The organism is Curtobacterium phyllosphaerae, from assembly GCF_049341865.1.
Taxonomy (GTDB): domain Bacteria; phylum Actinomycetota; class Actinomycetes; order Actinomycetales; family Microbacteriaceae; genus Curtobacterium; species Curtobacterium phyllosphaerae.
Genome location: NZ_JBMPIU010000001.1, coordinates 638,769 through 654,669 on the forward strand (window position 1 = coordinate 638,769; position 15,901 = coordinate 654,669).

General features: G+C 72.2%; 10 protein-coding genes, 1 tRNA gene and 1 other RNA gene. 8 read left to right on the top strand and 4 right to left on the bottom strand.

Going from position 1 to position 15,901, the window contains the following annotated elements; all coding sequences use genetic code 11:
- Positions 1-39 precede the first annotated feature (39 nt).
- Complete coding sequence (locus ACO0E0_RS02945; protein ID WP_422869891.1) at positions 40-2,007, top strand: helicase HerA-like domain-containing protein; 1,968 nt, start codon at positions 40-42, stop codon at positions 2,005-2,007.
- Between the two features lie 61 nt (positions 2,008-2,068).
- Here ACO0E0_RS02945 and ACO0E0_RS02950 read toward each other — a convergent pair whose 3' ends face one another.
- Together ACO0E0_RS02950 and ACO0E0_RS02955 are read right to left on the bottom strand one after the other, a co-directional pair.
- The gene (locus tag ACO0E0_RS02950; RefSeq protein WP_422869892.1) at positions 2,069-2,707 is read right to left on the bottom strand and encodes a hypothetical protein; all 639 of its coding nucleotides are present in this window, start codon (positions 2,705-2,707) and stop codon (positions 2,069-2,071) included.
- Positions 2,708-3,044: 337 nt separating this feature from the next.
- Positions 3,045-3,129: transfer RNA gene (locus ACO0E0_RS02955), tRNA-Ser, on the bottom strand.
- Positions 3,130-3,229: 100 nt separating this feature from the next.
- Here ACO0E0_RS02955 and pta point away from each other — a divergent pair.
- Entirely contained in the window at positions 3,230-5,347 is a 2,118-nt protein-coding gene (gene pta / locus ACO0E0_RS02960; RefSeq protein ID WP_422869893.1) for a phosphate acetyltransferase, read from the top strand.
- A gap of 124 nt (positions 5,348-5,471) precedes the next feature.
- Positions 5,472-6,668, top strand: coding sequence for an acetate/propionate family kinase (locus tag ACO0E0_RS02965; protein ID WP_422869894.1), 1,197 nt, complete (start codon positions 5,472-5,474; stop codon positions 6,666-6,668).
- Between the two features lie 56 nt (positions 6,669-6,724).
- Here the strand turns inward: ACO0E0_RS02965 and ACO0E0_RS02970 are convergent, their stop codons facing one another.
- Together ACO0E0_RS02970 and ffs are read right to left on the bottom strand one after the other, a co-directional pair.
- The gene (locus ACO0E0_RS02970) at positions 6,725-7,399 is read right to left on the bottom strand and encodes an SDR family oxidoreductase (RefSeq protein ID WP_422869895.1); all 675 of its coding nucleotides are present in this window, start codon (positions 7,397-7,399) and stop codon (positions 6,725-6,727) included.
- A gap of 119 nt (positions 7,400-7,518) precedes the next feature.
- Positions 7,519-7,615, bottom strand: an RNA gene (ffs, locus tag ACO0E0_RS02975) — signal recognition particle sRNA small type.
- Between the two features lie 280 nt (positions 7,616-7,895).
- Here ffs and ACO0E0_RS02980 point away from each other — a divergent pair.
- The 5 genes from ACO0E0_RS02980 (at position 7,896) to ACO0E0_RS03000 (ending at position 15,858) form a co-directional block, all read left to right on the top strand.
- Complete coding sequence (locus ACO0E0_RS02980) at positions 7,896-11,156, top strand: DNA polymerase III subunit gamma and tau (protein WP_422869896.1); 3,261 nt, start codon at positions 7,896-7,898, stop codon at positions 11,154-11,156.
- A gap of 3 nt (positions 11,157-11,159) precedes the next feature.
- Positions 11,160-11,759, top strand: coding sequence for a recombination mediator RecR (gene recR, locus ACO0E0_RS02985; protein WP_422869897.1), 600 nt, complete (start codon positions 11,160-11,162; stop codon positions 11,757-11,759).
- Between the two features lie 147 nt (positions 11,760-11,906).
- Entirely contained in the window at positions 11,907-13,172 is a 1,266-nt protein-coding gene (locus ACO0E0_RS02990; RefSeq protein WP_422869898.1) for an aspartate kinase, read from the top strand.
- 8 nt (positions 13,173-13,180) lie between these two features.
- Positions 13,181-14,239: an aspartate-semialdehyde dehydrogenase gene (locus tag ACO0E0_RS02995; RefSeq protein ID WP_422869899.1), complete on the top strand. Its 1,059-nt coding sequence runs from the start codon at positions 13,181-13,183 to the stop codon at positions 14,237-14,239.
- A 131-nt stretch (positions 14,240-14,370) separates the two neighbouring features.
- Positions 14,371-15,858: a malate:quinone oxidoreductase gene (locus tag ACO0E0_RS03000; protein WP_422869900.1), complete on the top strand. Its 1,488-nt coding sequence runs from the start codon at positions 14,371-14,373 to the stop codon at positions 15,856-15,858.
- Positions 15,859-15,901 lie beyond the last annotated feature (43 nt).

Genomic DNA, 15,901 nt, shown 5'->3' on the forward strand with positions numbered 1-15,901 from the left:
GCCCGTGACGAGCGCGGGTGCGCTCCCTAGGCTGAGGCCATGTCGGATCCAGTCGAGGAAGCCCGCGCCGCCGCCGTCGCGGCCCGCGCCGCCGCGGACGAGGCGAGGCGTCTCGCGGACGAAGCCGCCGCCCGTGCCGAGGCACTCGCCCGCGCGCTCGAAGCACAGGCTGCGGTCGCACCGCCGACCGGCCTGGAGGCGCCACCCACGCCGCTCGTGGAGCCCACGACCGCCGACGACGCGGCTCCAGCAGCCGTGCCTCCCGTCCGGACGGACGCACCGCCGACCGGTCTGCTCAGCCCGGCCGCCGTCGATGCGATCCGCAGCGGCTACACGGTCGAGGGGTCCGCGATCGAGGTCGGCGCCCTGGTCGACGGGTCGGCCCGTCCCGACGTGCAGGTCCGGATCCCGCTCGGCATGCTGAACCGGCACGGGCTCGTCGCGGGGGCCACCGGGACCGGCAAGACGAAGACCCTGCAGGTGCTCGCCGAACAGATCGCTGCAGCCGGGGTCCCGGTGTTCGCGGCCGACGTCAAGGGGGACCTGTCCGGCCTGGCGGTCCCCGGTTCGGCGTCCCCGAAGCTCCTCGAGCGGACGCAGGGCATCGGCCAGGACTGGACCCCGGCCGCGAGCACGGCGGAGTTCTACGCACTCGGCGGGGTCGGGACCGGGGTGCCGGTCCGGGCGACCGTGTCCGGTTTCGGGCCCCTGCTCCTGTCGAAGGTCCTCGGACTGAACGGTACCCAGGAGTCCTCGCTCGGGTTGGTGTTCCACTACGCCGAGGCCGCCGGCCTGCCGCTCGTCGACCTCGCCGACCTGCGGAGCGTCCTCAGCTGGCTGACCTCGGACGCCGGCAAGGGCGAGCTGGCCGACCTCGGCGGGCTCAGCAAGCAGACCGTCGGCGTGATCCTCCGTGAGCTCATCACGTTCGCGGACCAGGGCGCGGACACGTTCTTCGGGGAGCCGGAGATCGACACCGCGCAGTTCCTCCGGACCGCACCGGACGGCACCGGCATCGTCAGCCTGCTCGAGGTCCCGGGCGTGCAGGACCGACCCGCGGTGTTCTCGACGTTCCTGATGTGGATGCTCGCCGACCTGTTCAACGAGCTCCCCGAGGTCGGCGACCAGGACAAGCCGAAGCTCGTGTTCTTCCTCGACGAGGCGCACCTGCTGTTCAACGGTGCCTCGAAGGACTTCCTCGACCAGATCACCCGGACCGTCCGGCTCATCCGGTCCAAGGGCGTCGGGGTGTTCTTCGTGACGCAGACCCCGAAGGACGTGCCGAACGACGTCCTGGCGCAGCTCGGGTCGCGCATCCAACACCAGCTCCGCGCGCACACCCCGGACGACGCGAAGGCCCTCCGCGCGACGGTGTCGACGTACCCGACGAGCGAGTACGACCTCGGCGAGGTGCTGACCTCGCTCGCGACCGGTGAGGCCATCGTCACGGTCATGAACGAGAAGGGTGCACCGACGCCGGTCGCGTGGACGCGCCTCCGGGCACCGCGCGGGTCGATGGACCCGATGCCGGCCGCGTCGATGCTCGCGGCCGTGCAGGCGTCACCGCTGTTCGCGACCTACGGCACGGCGATCGACCCGGACTCGGCGCACGAGATCCTGGCGCGGAAGCTCGAGGCGGCCGCGGCCGCGGCGAACGCCGCCGCAGCCGCCGAGGACGCTGCCCGGCAGGCCGCGGAGGCCGAGGTCGTCGCGGCGGGGCAGGCGAGGGAGGCGGCGGCCGCGACGGCGGCCGCCGCGAAGCGGGCCGCGGCGGAGCAGCGAGAACGGGCCGCGGCGCAGCGGGAGTACGACAAGGCGCAGCGCGAGTTCGAGCGGGCCGAGCGTGCCGCCGAGCAGCGGCGGCGCGGCACCCGGACGACCACCGGCTCGCGGACCCGGAGGCCGTCGGCCTCGGACCCGCTGTCGGACGTGCTCGGCAGCGCACTCGGGAGCTCCATCGCGAAGGAGGTCGTGAAGGGCATCTTCGCGACGCTGCGGCGGCGCTGAGTGGCGCGATGCTCCTACGGTCTGCGGCGGGGTGTTGCGGCAGTGATGCGCCGCGCAGCGCTCAGCGGGCGAGCACGCCCGCGGTCTCGGCGACGAGGCCGCACACGACGAACACCGCGACGACGAGCCCGACGACGACGAGCCCGCGCCGGCCCTCGTACCAGGAGCGGCTCCTCGGGAACCGTCGGTGGAACTCGCGGACGGACATCGGCTTCGGCACGTCGGTCACCTGGACGTCGAGCGCGAGCACCACCCGGGCGATGTCCGACTCGTTCCACAGGTCGCCGCGCAGCCGGAACAGCGTCGTGCCGTCCGCCGCGAGGGCGAGGAGCTCCCGCCGGGCGCGATCGGCCGCCGCGCCGGTGGTGGTCGCGAGCACGAGGCGGTCGACGGCGTGCCGGTCGACGGTCACGCGACGGCTCAGGACGCTCCGGATCTCGACGACGTCGGTCCCGACGCCGACGAACGCGGTGCGGATGCGGAGGAACAGGGCGCCGGTGACGACCGCGACGAGGATGATGACCGCCGTGACGACGGGCCAGAGTCGCGCCGGCATCGACATCCAGATCAAGGCGACGCTCAGGGGCACGGCGGAGAAGAAGACGCTCAGCGCGGTCGTCCGGAGGAGCGCGGCACGCGGCCGCACCACGAGTTCGAGCCCGGTGCGGACCGGGGTCGCCGATGCCGTCGTTTCCCCCACGGCGTGTCTCCTGCCTTCGGTGACGTCCGCCGTCGGTGGCGGACGTCTGGGTGGCGTGGTCGACGACCTCGGTCGCGTCGACACGACGCCCCTGCCGTGCCCCACACCTGCGGCGGCCCATGGGAGGCCATCGCTGCGGTCAGCATAGGACACGAGGAGCCGTCCTCGACACTGCAGGACGCCGCTCGGACATCGTCGGTCGGAACGGGGTGCACGCCGGTCGGACAGATGGGGGACCGGTGCGGGGTCCGGTGCAGGTCGCCGCTCCGGGACAGCGGTCCGGGAGCGGGACGCTGGCATGGAAAAGCCCCTGGATGGCGAGATCCAGGGGCTTCCGCGGAGGATGGGGGATTCGAACCCCCGAGGGCTTTCACCCAACACGCTTTCCAAGCGTGCGCCATAGGCCACTAGGCGAATCCTCCGGGCCACCGTCCGGGGACGGCGACACTCAATGGTACAGGTCCCGGGACCTGGTCACGACCGCCCAGCTTCCGACGGCGACGCCGGGCTACGCTCGCAGGCGTGTCGACCCGCATCTTCATCACGTCAGCAGAAGGACACACCGGCAAGAGCACCGTCGCCCTCGGGGTCCTCGAGACCCTCACGCGGTCCGTCGGACGGGTGGGGGTGTTCCGTCCGATCGCGCGGTCGACCTCGGAACGCGACTACGTCCTCGACCTCCTCCTCCAGCAGGGCGTCGCGGACATCCCGTACGAGGACTGCATCGGCGTCTCGTACGACGAGCTGCACGCCGACCCGGACGCCGCCCTCGCGAGCATCGTCAACCGCTTCGCGCACGTCGAGCGCCAGTGCGACGCCGTCGTCATCGTCGGTTCGGACTACACTGACGTCGGGAGCCCGACCGAGTTGTCCTTCAACGCGAGGATCGCGGCGAACCTCGGCGCCCCGGTGCTCCTCGTGCTCGGCGGCAGGAACAGTGCCGATCGGGCCGCCCGCACCCCGGACGACATGGGCCAGGTCGCGGAGCTCACCACGAGCGAGCTCCGGGCCGCGCACGCCGCGCTCCTCGGCGTCGTCGTGAACCGTGCGGACCCGGGGGCGATGCCCGAGATCATCGAACGGGTGGAGCACGCCGTCCACGACAGCCACCCGGAGACGCCGGTGTGGGCGATACCGGAGGACGCGGTCCTCGTCGCACCGACCGTCCGCGCGCTGCTCCAGGCGACGAACGCCACCCTCGTCCGCGGTGACGACGCCCTGCTCGACCGCGAGGCGCTCGGCACCGTCGTCGCCGGCATGAGCATGGAGAACGTCCTGCCGCGGCTCATCGAGGGCGGTGTCGTCGTCGTGCCCGGCGACCGGAACGACGTCCTCATCGCGACGCTGCTCGCGAACGACTCGGAGACGTTCCCGTCGCTCGCCGGTGTGATCCTCAACGGTGGGTTCGAGCCGCTGCCGCAGATCACCCAGCTGCTCGAGGGCCTGTCGAGCACACTCCCGATCGCACGGAACGACCTCGGTACCTACGACACGGCACTCCGCATCACGCAGACCCGCGGACGGCTCGCCGCGGACTCGCCCCGCAAGTACGACCTCGCGCTCTCGCTGTTCGAGAAGCACGTCGACGGCGCGGCCCTGCTGGAACGCCTGCAGGTCAGCCCGTCCGGCGTCGTCACCCCGCTCATGTTCGAGCACCTGCTGCTCGACCGGGCCCGCGAGTCGCGGAAGCGCATCGTCCTGCCGGAGGGCGACGACGACCGCATCCTCCGAGCAGCATCGACGCTCCTCCAGCGCGACGTCTGCGCACTGACGATCCTCGGCGACCCGGCGGCGGTCCGCGCCCGCGGCGTCGAGCTCGGGCTCGACCTCGACGCGGCGGACGTCGTCAGCCCGTTCGACGAGACCCTCCGCGAACGGTTCGCCGTCGAGTACGCGACGGTCCGCGCCCACAAGGGCATGACCGTCGAACTCGCGCGGGACACGGTCACCGACGTCTCGTACTTCGGGACGATGATGGTGCACCTCGGCATCGCGGACGGCATGGTCTCCGGCGCGAAGCACACCACCGCGCACACCATCCGCCCGTCGTTCGAGATCATCAAGACCCGTCCGGACACCTCCGTCGTGTCGAGCGTGTTCCTCATGGCGCTCGCGGACCGGGTGCTCGTCTACGGCGACTGCGCGGTGATCCCGGACCCGACCGCCGAGCAGCTCGCCGACATCGCGATCTCGTCCGCCGAGACGGCGACGCAGTTCGGCATCGACCCGCGGATCGCGATGCTCAGCTACTCGACGGGGGACAGCGGCTCCGGGGCGGACGTCGACAAGGTCCGCGCCGGGACCGCGTTCGTCCGGGAGCGTCGTCCGGACCTGCTCGTGGAGGGCCCGATCCAGTACGACGCCGCCGCCGACCCCACCGTCGCGAGCGCCAAGATGCCGGACTCCGCGGTCGCCGGCCACGCGACGGTGTTCGTCTTCCCGGACCTCAACACCGGCAACAACACCTACAAGGCCGTCCAGCGCTCCGCCGGTGCGGTCGCGATCGGCCCGGTGCTCCAGGGCCTCCGGAAGCCGATCAACGACCTCTCGCGCGGCGCGCTCGTCAGCGACATCGTCAACACCGTCGCGATCACCGCGATCCAGGCCGGCACCGCCACCGGCCTCGACCCGGTCCCCTGACCCGGCGGGGAGGCACGGCTCGGCCCCGCCCCGCCCGTCGCGCCCCCGGCGCCCACCCGACCACCGCCCATCGCGACCTGCCTCGTCGAGGCGGGTCGTGCCTCCAGACCGAAAGCAGGGAACCGTGCCCGCCGCACTCGTCGTCAACTCCGGATCGAGCTCGTTCAAGTACCAGCTCATCGAGCTCGAGGGCGAGCGCGAACTCGCGTCCGGGCTCGTCGAGCGCATCGGCGAGGACGCCGGGTCGTGGAAGCACACCAACGCGGTCACGGGGGAGTCGTCGTCGAACGACCGAGCGGACGTCCCCGACCACGCGGCCGGGTTCCAGGCGATGCTCGACGCGTTCGGCGCGGTCGGGCCCTCGTTCGACGAGCACCCGCCGGCCGTCGTCGGGCACCGGGTCGTGCACGGCGGGACCCGGTTCGACCGGGCCACGGTGATCACGCCCGAGGTCGAGCAGCAGATCGACGACCTGTCGAGCCTCGCGCCGCTCCACAACCCGGCGAACCTCGCCGGCATCCGGGCGGCCCGGAAGGTGTTCTCCGACGTGCCGCAGGTCGCGGTGTTCGACACCGCGTTCCACCAGACCATGCCCCCGGAGGCGTACACGTACGCGATCCCGGCCGATCTGGCCGACCGGTACGCGATCCGGCGGTACGGGGCGCACGGGACCTCGCACAAGTACGTGTCCGAACAGACCGCGGTGTTCCTCGACCGGCCGCTCGAGTCGCTCAAGACCATCGTGCTGCACCTCGGCAACGGCGCGTCCGCGGCGGCGATCGACGGCGGGGAGAGCATCGAGACGTCGATGGGGCTGACCCCGCTCGAGGGGCTCGTGATGGGGACGCGTTCCGGCGACCTCGACCCGGCGGTCCTCGTCCACCTGCACCGCGAGGCCGGGATGTCGTTCGAGGACCTCGACACCATGCTCAACAAGGAGTCGGGGCTCCTCGGGCTCACCGGGAGCGGCGACATGCGGGACGTGCAGCAGCAGGCGTCCGACGGGGACGACGTGGCCGCGGCGGCGCTCGCCGTGTACCGGCACCGGATCCGTCGCTACGTCGGGGCGTACGCCGCACAGCTCGGCGGCCTCGATGCCGTCGTGTTCACCGCCGGCGTCGGCGAGAACAACGCGCCGTTGCGGCAGCGGACCCTCGAGGGGCTCGGACACCTCGGCATCGAGGTCGACCCGGATCGCAACGAGGTGTCGTCGCGGGCGGCCCGACGGATCTCGACGGACTCGTCCCGGGTCGCCGTGCTCGTCATCCCGACGAACGAGGAGCTGGAGATCGCCCGGCAGTCCGCGGCCGTCGCGCTGTAGCCACCGCGCCGGGGCAGGCGCTCCGCGGAGAGCGATGTCCCGCGGGCGGGCCTCGGTCAGGTGAGGGAGGCGAGGGCGGCCGGGATCGGGGTGTCGCCGCTCGTCACCTCGAACTGACGACCGACTGCGGAGTCGTTGACGAGCGCGTCGAGCACGACGGCCGCGACGTCCGCGCGGGGGATCGACCCGCGGGGGACGGTCCGCCCGACGACGACGGTCCCCTGCGGCGGGGTGTCGAGGAGCGACCCGGGGCGGACGATCGTCCACCGGAGGCTTCGGGCGCGGATGTCGGCGTCGGCCTCGGACTTGGCGCGCAGGTAGATCTGGAACACCGCGTCGTCGTTCTTCGCGGGCAGCACGGCGAGTTCCGGGTCGTACGAGTCGGCGGCCATCGCGGAGATCATCACGTAGCGGTCGATCCCGATGCGCTCGGCGGCGTCCGCGAGGAGGATCGCACCATCGCGGTCGACGCTCACCTTGCGGTCCGCGCCGCTGTTCGGACCGCCGCCGGCCGCGAACACGACTGCGTCGACACCGCGGAGCAGCAACGCGAGGTCGTCGTCGTCCAGCTGCTCGAGGTCCGCGACGAGCGCCGAGCCGCCCGCGGTCTCGACGTCGCCGGCGTGCGCCGGGTTCCGGATGATGCCGACCGCGTCGTGACCGGCGTCGGTGATGAGGCGGGTGAGCAGGAGGGCGATCTGGCCGTGTCCACCGGCGATGGCGATCTTCATGACGCCAGTGAACACGCACGCCGCTCGACACGCGCACCGCGGCGGGGAAGCGTCGGCGCGGACCCCTGCCGGACCGGACCCGTGCCGGACCGGACCCCTGCCGGACCGGTTCCGAGGACGAAGAAGACTCCTCACGCACCCGCCAGAGCCCGGTTGCCCTTGCTGCGTCTCCGCCCTGGGGGAGTTGGCCTGGATGGCGTCACGTGAGGAGCCGGGGAAGAGTCTAGCGGACGTGGGGGAGCCGGACCGACAGGGTCACGGTGTCGTCCCTCGGCGTCGCTCGGTGGGGCCCGCGGGCGACATCTCGGCGTCGCTCAGGCCGGCCGGTGGACGACTCCTCGGCGGCGCTCTGGGCGGCCGGTGCACCATCTTCCGGCTCCGTGCCGAGGGGTCGGTCGAGCCATCCCCGTGGACGTGGTCGGGGCCAGCCGGGAGACCGTCCCCGACCCTGTGGACGGTTGTCCGCGGTGTCGGTCGTGACGGCTACCCTGGACCCGTGGTCACCGCCCTGTATCGCCGTTACCGGCCCGAGAACTTCGCCGAACTGATCGGGCAGTCCCAGGTGACCGACCCCCTCCGCACGGCGCTCCGCACGAACCGCGTCAACCACGCCTACCTCTTCAGCGGCCCGCGCGGTTGCGGCAAGACGACCTCTGCCCGCATCCTCGCGCGGTGCCTGAACTGCGCCGAGGGACCGACCGACACCCCGTGCGGCGTCTGCCCCAGCTGCGTCGAGCTCGCCCGCGACGGCAGCGGGTCGCTCGACGTCATCGAGATCGACGCCGCGAGCCACAACGGCGTCGACGACGCCCGTGACCTCCGCGACCGCGCGATCTTCGCCCCGGCTCGTGACCGCTACAAGATCTTCATCCTGGACGAGGCCCACATGGTCACGCCGCAGGGCTTCAACGCGCTGCTCAAGCTGGTCGAGGAGCCGCCCGACCACGTCAAGTTCATCTTCGCCACGACCGAGCCGGAGAAGGTCATCGGCACCATCCGGTCGCGCACCCACCACTACCCGTTCCGACTCGTCCCTCCGGCGGCCATGCTGGAGTACGTCGAGCAGCTCTGCACCGCGGAGCACGTCACCGTCGCACCGGGCGTCCTCCCGCTCGTCGTCCGGGCCGGCGGGGGTTCGGTTCGGGACACCCTCTCCCTCCTCGACCAGCTCATGGCCGGCTCCGAGGACCGGGCGATCGCGTACGACCGCGCGGTCGCGCTCCTCGGGTACACGGACGCCGCGCTCCTCGACGACGTCGTCGATGCGCTCGCCGTGGCCGACCCCCCGTCCGTGTTCGCCGCGGTCGACCGCGTCGTCCAGACCGGGCAGGATCCCCGGCGGTTCGTCGAGGACCTCCTCGAGCGCGTCCGCGACCTCATCGTGGTCGCCGCCACGAACGAGGGCGCGTCGGCCGTCCTCCGCGGCGTGTCGCCCGAGGAGCTCGACACCATGACCCGCCAGGCGGCGATGTTCGGTCCCGCGGCCCTGTCCCGTTCCGCCGACATCGCGAACGCGGCGCTCACCGAGATGACGGGCGCCACCTCGCCGCGGCTCCACCTCGAGCTGATGGTGGCGCGCATGCTCGTCCCCGAGGTCGACGACACCGAGCGCGGTGCCCTCGCCCGGGTGGAGCGCCTCGAACGACGTGTCGGCGTCGGTGACGCGGGTGGGCACCAGCCGGTCGAGCGACCTGCCGCCGGTCCGTCGGGTGGTCGGGGATCCAGACAGGAGGCCCGTCCGTCCGCCGCCTCGCCGGCGCCGGACCGTCCTCCGGTCGCGTCTGCACCTGTCCCCGCGACCGCACCTGTCGCCGCGACCGCACCTGCTGCCGCGTCCGGATCTGCTGCCGCGTCCGGACTGCCGTCCGCACCCACCGGCGGGTCCGCACCCGCGTCGCCGGGTGCACGTGCCGGGACCGCGCCGTCGACGGCGTCCGGACCGAGCGGTGCCGATGCGGCACGTGCGGCCGGCGACCCGGTCCCGGAGTCCGTGCCCGATGTCGCATCCGCCGCCGCTGCCGCATGGGGGACGCCAGCCGCGCCGACCCCGACGACCCGTCCGACGTCCGGAGGCTCCGCGTCGAGCGCGGTCGCGGACGAGGCGCCGGCTGCGTCGGCATCCGCTGCTCCGACGTCCGCGTCGGTCGCCTCGGCGTCGTCGACGGGCATCGGTGAGGTCCTCGGTGCCGCGCCCGCGATCGAGGTCGTCGAACCCACCCCGCCGATCGGCACCGTCGGGGTGCAGCAGATGCGCGACAGCTGGCCGCAGGTCCTCGAGCACGTGCAGCGCGCCCGGCGTTCGGCGTGGACCGTCGTGATGACCGCTCAGGTGACGGGCTTCGCGGACGACGTCCTGACGCTGACGTTCCCGAGCGCCGGCGACGTCGCGTCGTTCAAGCAGCCGGCGGAGCCCGGCGGCGACACCGGTTCGATCAGCGAGTACGTCCGAGCTGCCATCGTCGACCTCCTCGGCGTCCGGGTGAAGTTCGTCGCGCGAGGCCCGCGTCCGCCCCACGCTCAGGCCGCTGCAGCCGCCCCCGCCCCCTCCACCACCCGCCCCCTCACCCCTGAGCGAACCCCCGCCGAGCGTGCAGTTCCGCCGCGTGCATCCGCCCCGGACGCGGCCGAAATGCACGGTCGCGAGCAGGTCGGGCAGGCCGGGCAGGCCGAGCAGGCCGGGCAGGCCGGGCAGGCCGAGCAGGTCGGGCAGGCCGAGCAGGCCGGGCAGGTGGGCGAGGGGCCGCGGGACGCGACGAGCTCGGGTGTGAGCGCGGCCCAGGGCACGTCCCCGGCTCCGACATCGGGCTCGGCGCCGACACCTGCCCGGGCGCCGGAAGCGACCGGGCCCGTGACCGACTGGGCCGTCGCCACCATCCCGACCTTGGACCCCGGCCCGCCCGTGTCCGAGGACGGCTCCGCTTGGGCCCCGCAGTTCGGTTCGTCGTCGGACGGGCCGGCCTCCGGGTCGACCCCGCCGACCAGACTGACCCCGGACGAGCTCCGCGCTGCGATGGGCGCGATCGCTTCCGCGCCGGTCGCTGAGCGTTCCGAGGAATCCTCCCCGACGACGCCCCCCGAGTCACCGAGCACCGAGTCGGCGTCGCCCGAGTCGCCGTCCGAGGGGCAGCCCTCCACCGAGCGTGCAGTTCCGCCCCGTCCACCGGCGGCGGACACGGAAGAACTGCACGGTCGCGAGCGTGACGGCGACGAGCAGGCCGTCAATGCACCCCGGACGACGACGTCCGCGGCGCAGGGGGCACCCGACGCGGCGAGCACGGCCGGCAGCGACGTCCCCATCGACGACGTCCCGATCGACGACGTCCCGATCGACGACTACCCGCTCGACGACGCTCCGTACGACGACGGCGCACCGTTCCCCGACCCGGGCTTCGGCGGCGGCGGTCTGAACGGTCAGCCGGACCAGCAGCGTCCCGCGCCGACCGCGCCGACCACCACGACCGAGACGCCCCGCGCCGCCCCCGGCCGTTCGATGCCGCAGCAGTCCGCACCGGCCCTGCAGCCGTCTGCACCGGCGCACCAGCAGTCCGGACCCGCACACCAGCCGTCCGCACCGGCCCGGCAGCCGTCTGCACCGGCGCGCCAGCAGTCCGGACCCGCACAGCAGCCGTCCACACCCGCCGCCGTCCGCCGCACCCCGGTGCCGGGTCGCTACGGCGAGGCCGTCGTCCGCGAGATCCTCGGCGCCCAGTTCATCGAGGAGACCGCCCTCGACGACAGCGGTCGCGGAGGGCTGTAGACCATGTACGACGGCATCGTCCAGGACATCATCGACGAGTTCGGCCGCCTCCCGGGCATCGGCCCGAAGTCGGCACAGCGGATCGCGTTCCACATCCTCCAGACCGAGTCGTTCGACCCGACGCGGCTCGCCGAACTCCTCATGACGGTCAAGGAGAAGGTGCGGTTCTGCGAGGTCTGCGGCAACGTCACCGAGTCGGAGCGCTGCAGCATCTGCCGCGACCCCCGACGCTCCCCGGCCACGATCTGCGTCGTGGAGGAGGCCAAGGACGTCGCCGCGATCGAGCGCACCCGGGAGTTCCGCGGCCTGTACCACGTGCTCGGCGGCGCGATCAGCCCGATCGACGGCGTCGGCCCGGACGACCTGCGGATCCAGAGCCTCTTGACGCGGCTCGCGGACGGCACCGTGGACGAGGTCATCATCGCCACGGACCCGAACCTCGAGGGCGAGGCCACCGCCACGTACCTCAGCCGGCTCCTCGTGCCGATGGGCATCCGGACCACGCGTCTGGCATCGGGCCTCCCCGTCGGCGGGGACCTCGAGTACGCCGACGAGGTCACCCTCGGCCGCGCGTTCGAGGGCCGGAGGCTCGTCGGCGGGTGACCGCCGGACGGCCGCCGCGGGGACGAGTCGAGCCGCGCCTCCAGACCGCCGGCCGCGGACGGACGCGACGCAACACGGTGCCGCCGTTCAGTAGGATTCTCGGACCGCCTCCGACCGGAGCGGTGTCCCGTCCCAGGAGTTGACCACGTGGCCCTGATCGTGCAGAAGTTCGGTGGGTCGTCCGTCGCGGACGCCGAGAGCATCAAGCGCGTGGCCAAACGGATCGTGGAGACGAGGAAGGCCGGGAACGACGTCGTCGTCGCGGTGTCGGCGATGGGCGACACGACCGACGAGCTCCTCGACCTCGCGGGCCAGGTCAGTCCGCTGCCGGCCGGGCGTGAGCTCGACATGCTGCTGACGGCGGGGGAGCGCATCTCGATGGCGCTCCTCGCGATGGCGATCAAGAGCCTCGGGGTGGAGGCCAGCTCGTACACGGGCAGCCAGGCGGGCATGCTCACCGACGCGCAGCACGGCAAGGCCCGCATCGTCGACGTCACCCCGAAGCGCGTCCGCGAGGCACTCGACCAGGGGCACGTCGCGATCGTCGCGGGGTTCCAGGGGTTCAACCGCACCACGGGCGAGATCACCACCCTCGGGCGTGGCGGGTCCGACACCACCGCGGTCGCCCTCGCCGCTGCGCTCGACGCCGACGTCTGCGAGATCTACACCGACGTCGACGGCATCTTCAGCGCGGACCCCCGCGTCGTGCCGAAGGCGCACAAGATCGACCGCATCACGAGCGAGGAGATGCTCGAACTCGCAGCTGCGGGTGCGAAGGTCCTCTACATCCGCGCCGTCGAGTACGCCCGGCGGCACGGCGTCACCCTGCACGTCCGGTCCTCGTTCAACAACACCGAGGGCACCATCGTCTACAACCCTGCCGAGGGGGAAACCGTGGAAGAACCGATCATCACCGGCATCGCCGGCGACCTCTCCGAGGGCAAGATCACCGTCGTCGGCGTGCCCGACCAGCCGGGCAAGGCGGCCGAGATCTTCACGATCGTGGCCCGTGCCGGCGCGAACATCGACATGATCGTGCAGAACGTCTCCGCGGCGACGACCGGCCGGACGGACATCTCGTTCACCCTGCCGAAGTCGCAGGGCCCCGGCGTGCTGACCGCGCTCGAGGCGTCGAAGCCCGAGATCGGGTACGAGACCGTGCAGTACGACGACCAGATCGGCAAGCTCGCCCTGGTCGGCGCGGGCATGCGGACGAACGCCGGCGTCTCGGCGCAGCTGTTCCGGGCCCTGCACGAGTCGTCGATCAACATCGAGATGATCTCCACGTCCGAGATCCGGATCTCGGTCGTGACCCGCGCGGACACCCTCAACGAGGCGCTCCGTGTCGTCCACACCGCATTCGGCCTCGATGCCGACAACGACGCCGTCGTCTACGCCGGCACTGGACGATAGGGACCCTCATGACACAGCTCACCGTCGCCGTCGTCGGCGCGACCGGGCAGGTCGGCAAGGTCATGCGCCGACTCCTCGAGGAGCGGGACTTCCCCGCGACCCGGGTCCGGTTCTTCGCGACCGCCCGCTCCGCCGGCACCACCCTCCCGTTCCGCGGCGAGGACATCGTCGTCGAGGACTCCGCGACCGCCGACCCGACCGGGATCGACATCGCGCTGTTCTCGGCCGGCGCGACCGGGTCGCGGGCGCTCGCGCCGAGGTTCGCCGCGGCCGGTGCGATCGTCATCGACAACTCGAGTGCCTGGCGGCTCGACCCCGACGTCCCGCTCGTCGTGAGCGAGGTGAACCCGCACGCCATCGACGGCGCGACGAAGGGCATCATCGCGAACCCGAACTGCACGACGATGGCGATCATGCCGGTGCTCAAGGTCCTCGACGCCGAAGCCGGGCTCCGACGCCTCATCGCGACGACGTACCAGGCAGTGTCCGGGAGCGGTCTCGCGGGCGTCGAGGAGCTCCTCGGGCAGGCCAGGGCGGCACTCGAGCAGGACGCCGCGGCGCTCACGCACGACGGCGGCGCGGTGTCGTTCCCGGAACCGCAGAAGTACGTCGCGCCGATCGCGTTCGACGTCATCCCGTTCGCCGGCAACCTCGTCGACGACGGCTCGAACGAGACCGACGAGGAGCAGAAGCTCCGCAACGAGAGCCGGAAGATCCTCGAGCTCCCGGACCTCCTCGTCGCGGGGACCTGCGTCCGCGTCCCGGTGTTCACGGGCCACTCGATCGCGGTGAACGCCGAGTTCGACCGCCCGATCACGCCGGACCGTGCTCGCGAGGTCCTCGCCGCCGCCCCCGGGGTCGAGCTCGCCGAGGTCCCGACCCCGCTCCAGGCCGCCGGCGCCGACCCCGCGTTCGTCGGCCGGATCCGCGAGGACCGGTCTGCGCCTGCAGGACGCGGCCTCGCGCTCTTCGTGAGCAACGACAACCTCCGGAAGGGCGCAGCCCTCAACGCCGTCCAGATCGCCGAGGTCGTCGTCGCCCGGCGTGCGGCGGCCATCACGGCCTGAGGCGAGCGCGGTCCGGACGGGAGGCGCGGTGCGGGCCCGCCCCGCGCCTTCCGTCCGATGCCGGGTCGCGCTGGCGCGAGTCGCACCACCGTCTGCACCCTGCCGTCAGCGGGCGCTTGTAGGATCGGACGGTGCCGTCAGAGAAGTCAGTGAAGCCCGTTGACGTCGTCCTGATCGGCGGTGGGGTGATGAGCGCGACGCTCGGAGCCATCCTCCACCGCCTCGAACCGGACTGGTCGATCCGCATCTTCGAGCAGCTCGGCGGCGTCGCCGAGGAGTCCTCGAACCCGTGGAACAACGCCGGCACCGGGCACTCCGCGCTCTGCGAGCTGAACTACACGCCCGAGCGCCCGGACGGCACCGTGGACATCAGCAAGGCCGTCGTCGTCAACGAGCAGTTCCAGGTGTCGCGGCAGTTCTGGTCGTACCTCGTCGAGACCGGCGGGCTCGCCGAACCGGAGTCGTTCATCAACCCGACGCCCCACATCAGCTTCGTCTGGGGCGAGAAGAACGTCGCCTACATGCGTGCCCGGTACGAGGCGATGAAGGACCACCCGCTGTTCGCCGGCATCGAGTACAGCGAGGACGCCGCGCAGATCCGCAAGTGGGCGCCGGCACTCATCCCGGGCCGCAGGAAGGACCAGCCGATCGCGGCGACCTACTCCGCCGCGGGGAGCGACGTCGACTTCGGTTCGGTGACCCGCCAGCTCGTCGACGGCCTCGAGCTCGACGGCGTCGAGTTCGCGCCGAACCGCACGATCACGAGCGTCAAGCGGTGGCAGGACGGCCTCTGGCGCGTCAACATCAAGAACCAGGTCGGGCAGTCCCACCAGTCGATCGCCGCCCGGTTCGTGTTCGTCGGCGCCGGCGGCGGGGCACTCCGGCTGCTCCAGAAGTCCGGCATCCCCGAGATCCGCGGGTTCGGAGGGTTCCCGGTGTCCGGCGAGTTCCTCCGCTCCGACGACCCCGACGTCGTCGGCAAGCACGCGGCCAAGGTGTACGGCAAAGCATCGGTCGGCGCCCCGCCGATGTCGGTGCCGCACCTCGACACCCGCATCGTCGACGGGCAGGCGTCGCTCATGTTCGGCCCGTACGCCGGGTTCAGCCCGAAGTTCCTCAAGCAGGGGTCGGTGCTCGACCTGGTCAAGTCCATCCGCCTGCACAACATCCGACCGATGCTCGCCGTCGCGTTCTCGAACTTCGGCCTGCTGAAGTACCTCATCAGTCAGCTCGCGGCGAGCAAGCGCACGAAGTTCGCGGCGCTCCGGGAGTTCATGCCGACCGCCGAGCCGGGGGACTGGCACAAGATCATCGCCGGGCAGCGCGTCCAGGTCATCAAGCCGGACAAGGACAAGGGCGGCGTGCTGCAGTTCGGGACCGAGGTCGTGACGAGCGCGGACGGCACCATCGCCGGGCTGCTCGGTGCCTCTCCGGGGGCGTCGACGGCGGTGCCGATCATGCTCGGACTGCTCGACAAGTGCTTCCCCGAGCACCGCGCGAAGTGGGCCGAGGCGATCCGGGTCATGGTGCCGACGTACGGGACCGACCTCGCCGACGACCCGGCGCTCGCGGACGAGACGCTCACCCGCACGGCCGAGGTCCTGCACCTGCACCACTGACGATCCGTCAGCGCTTGACCGTCGTTCGAACATGTGTTCGAAT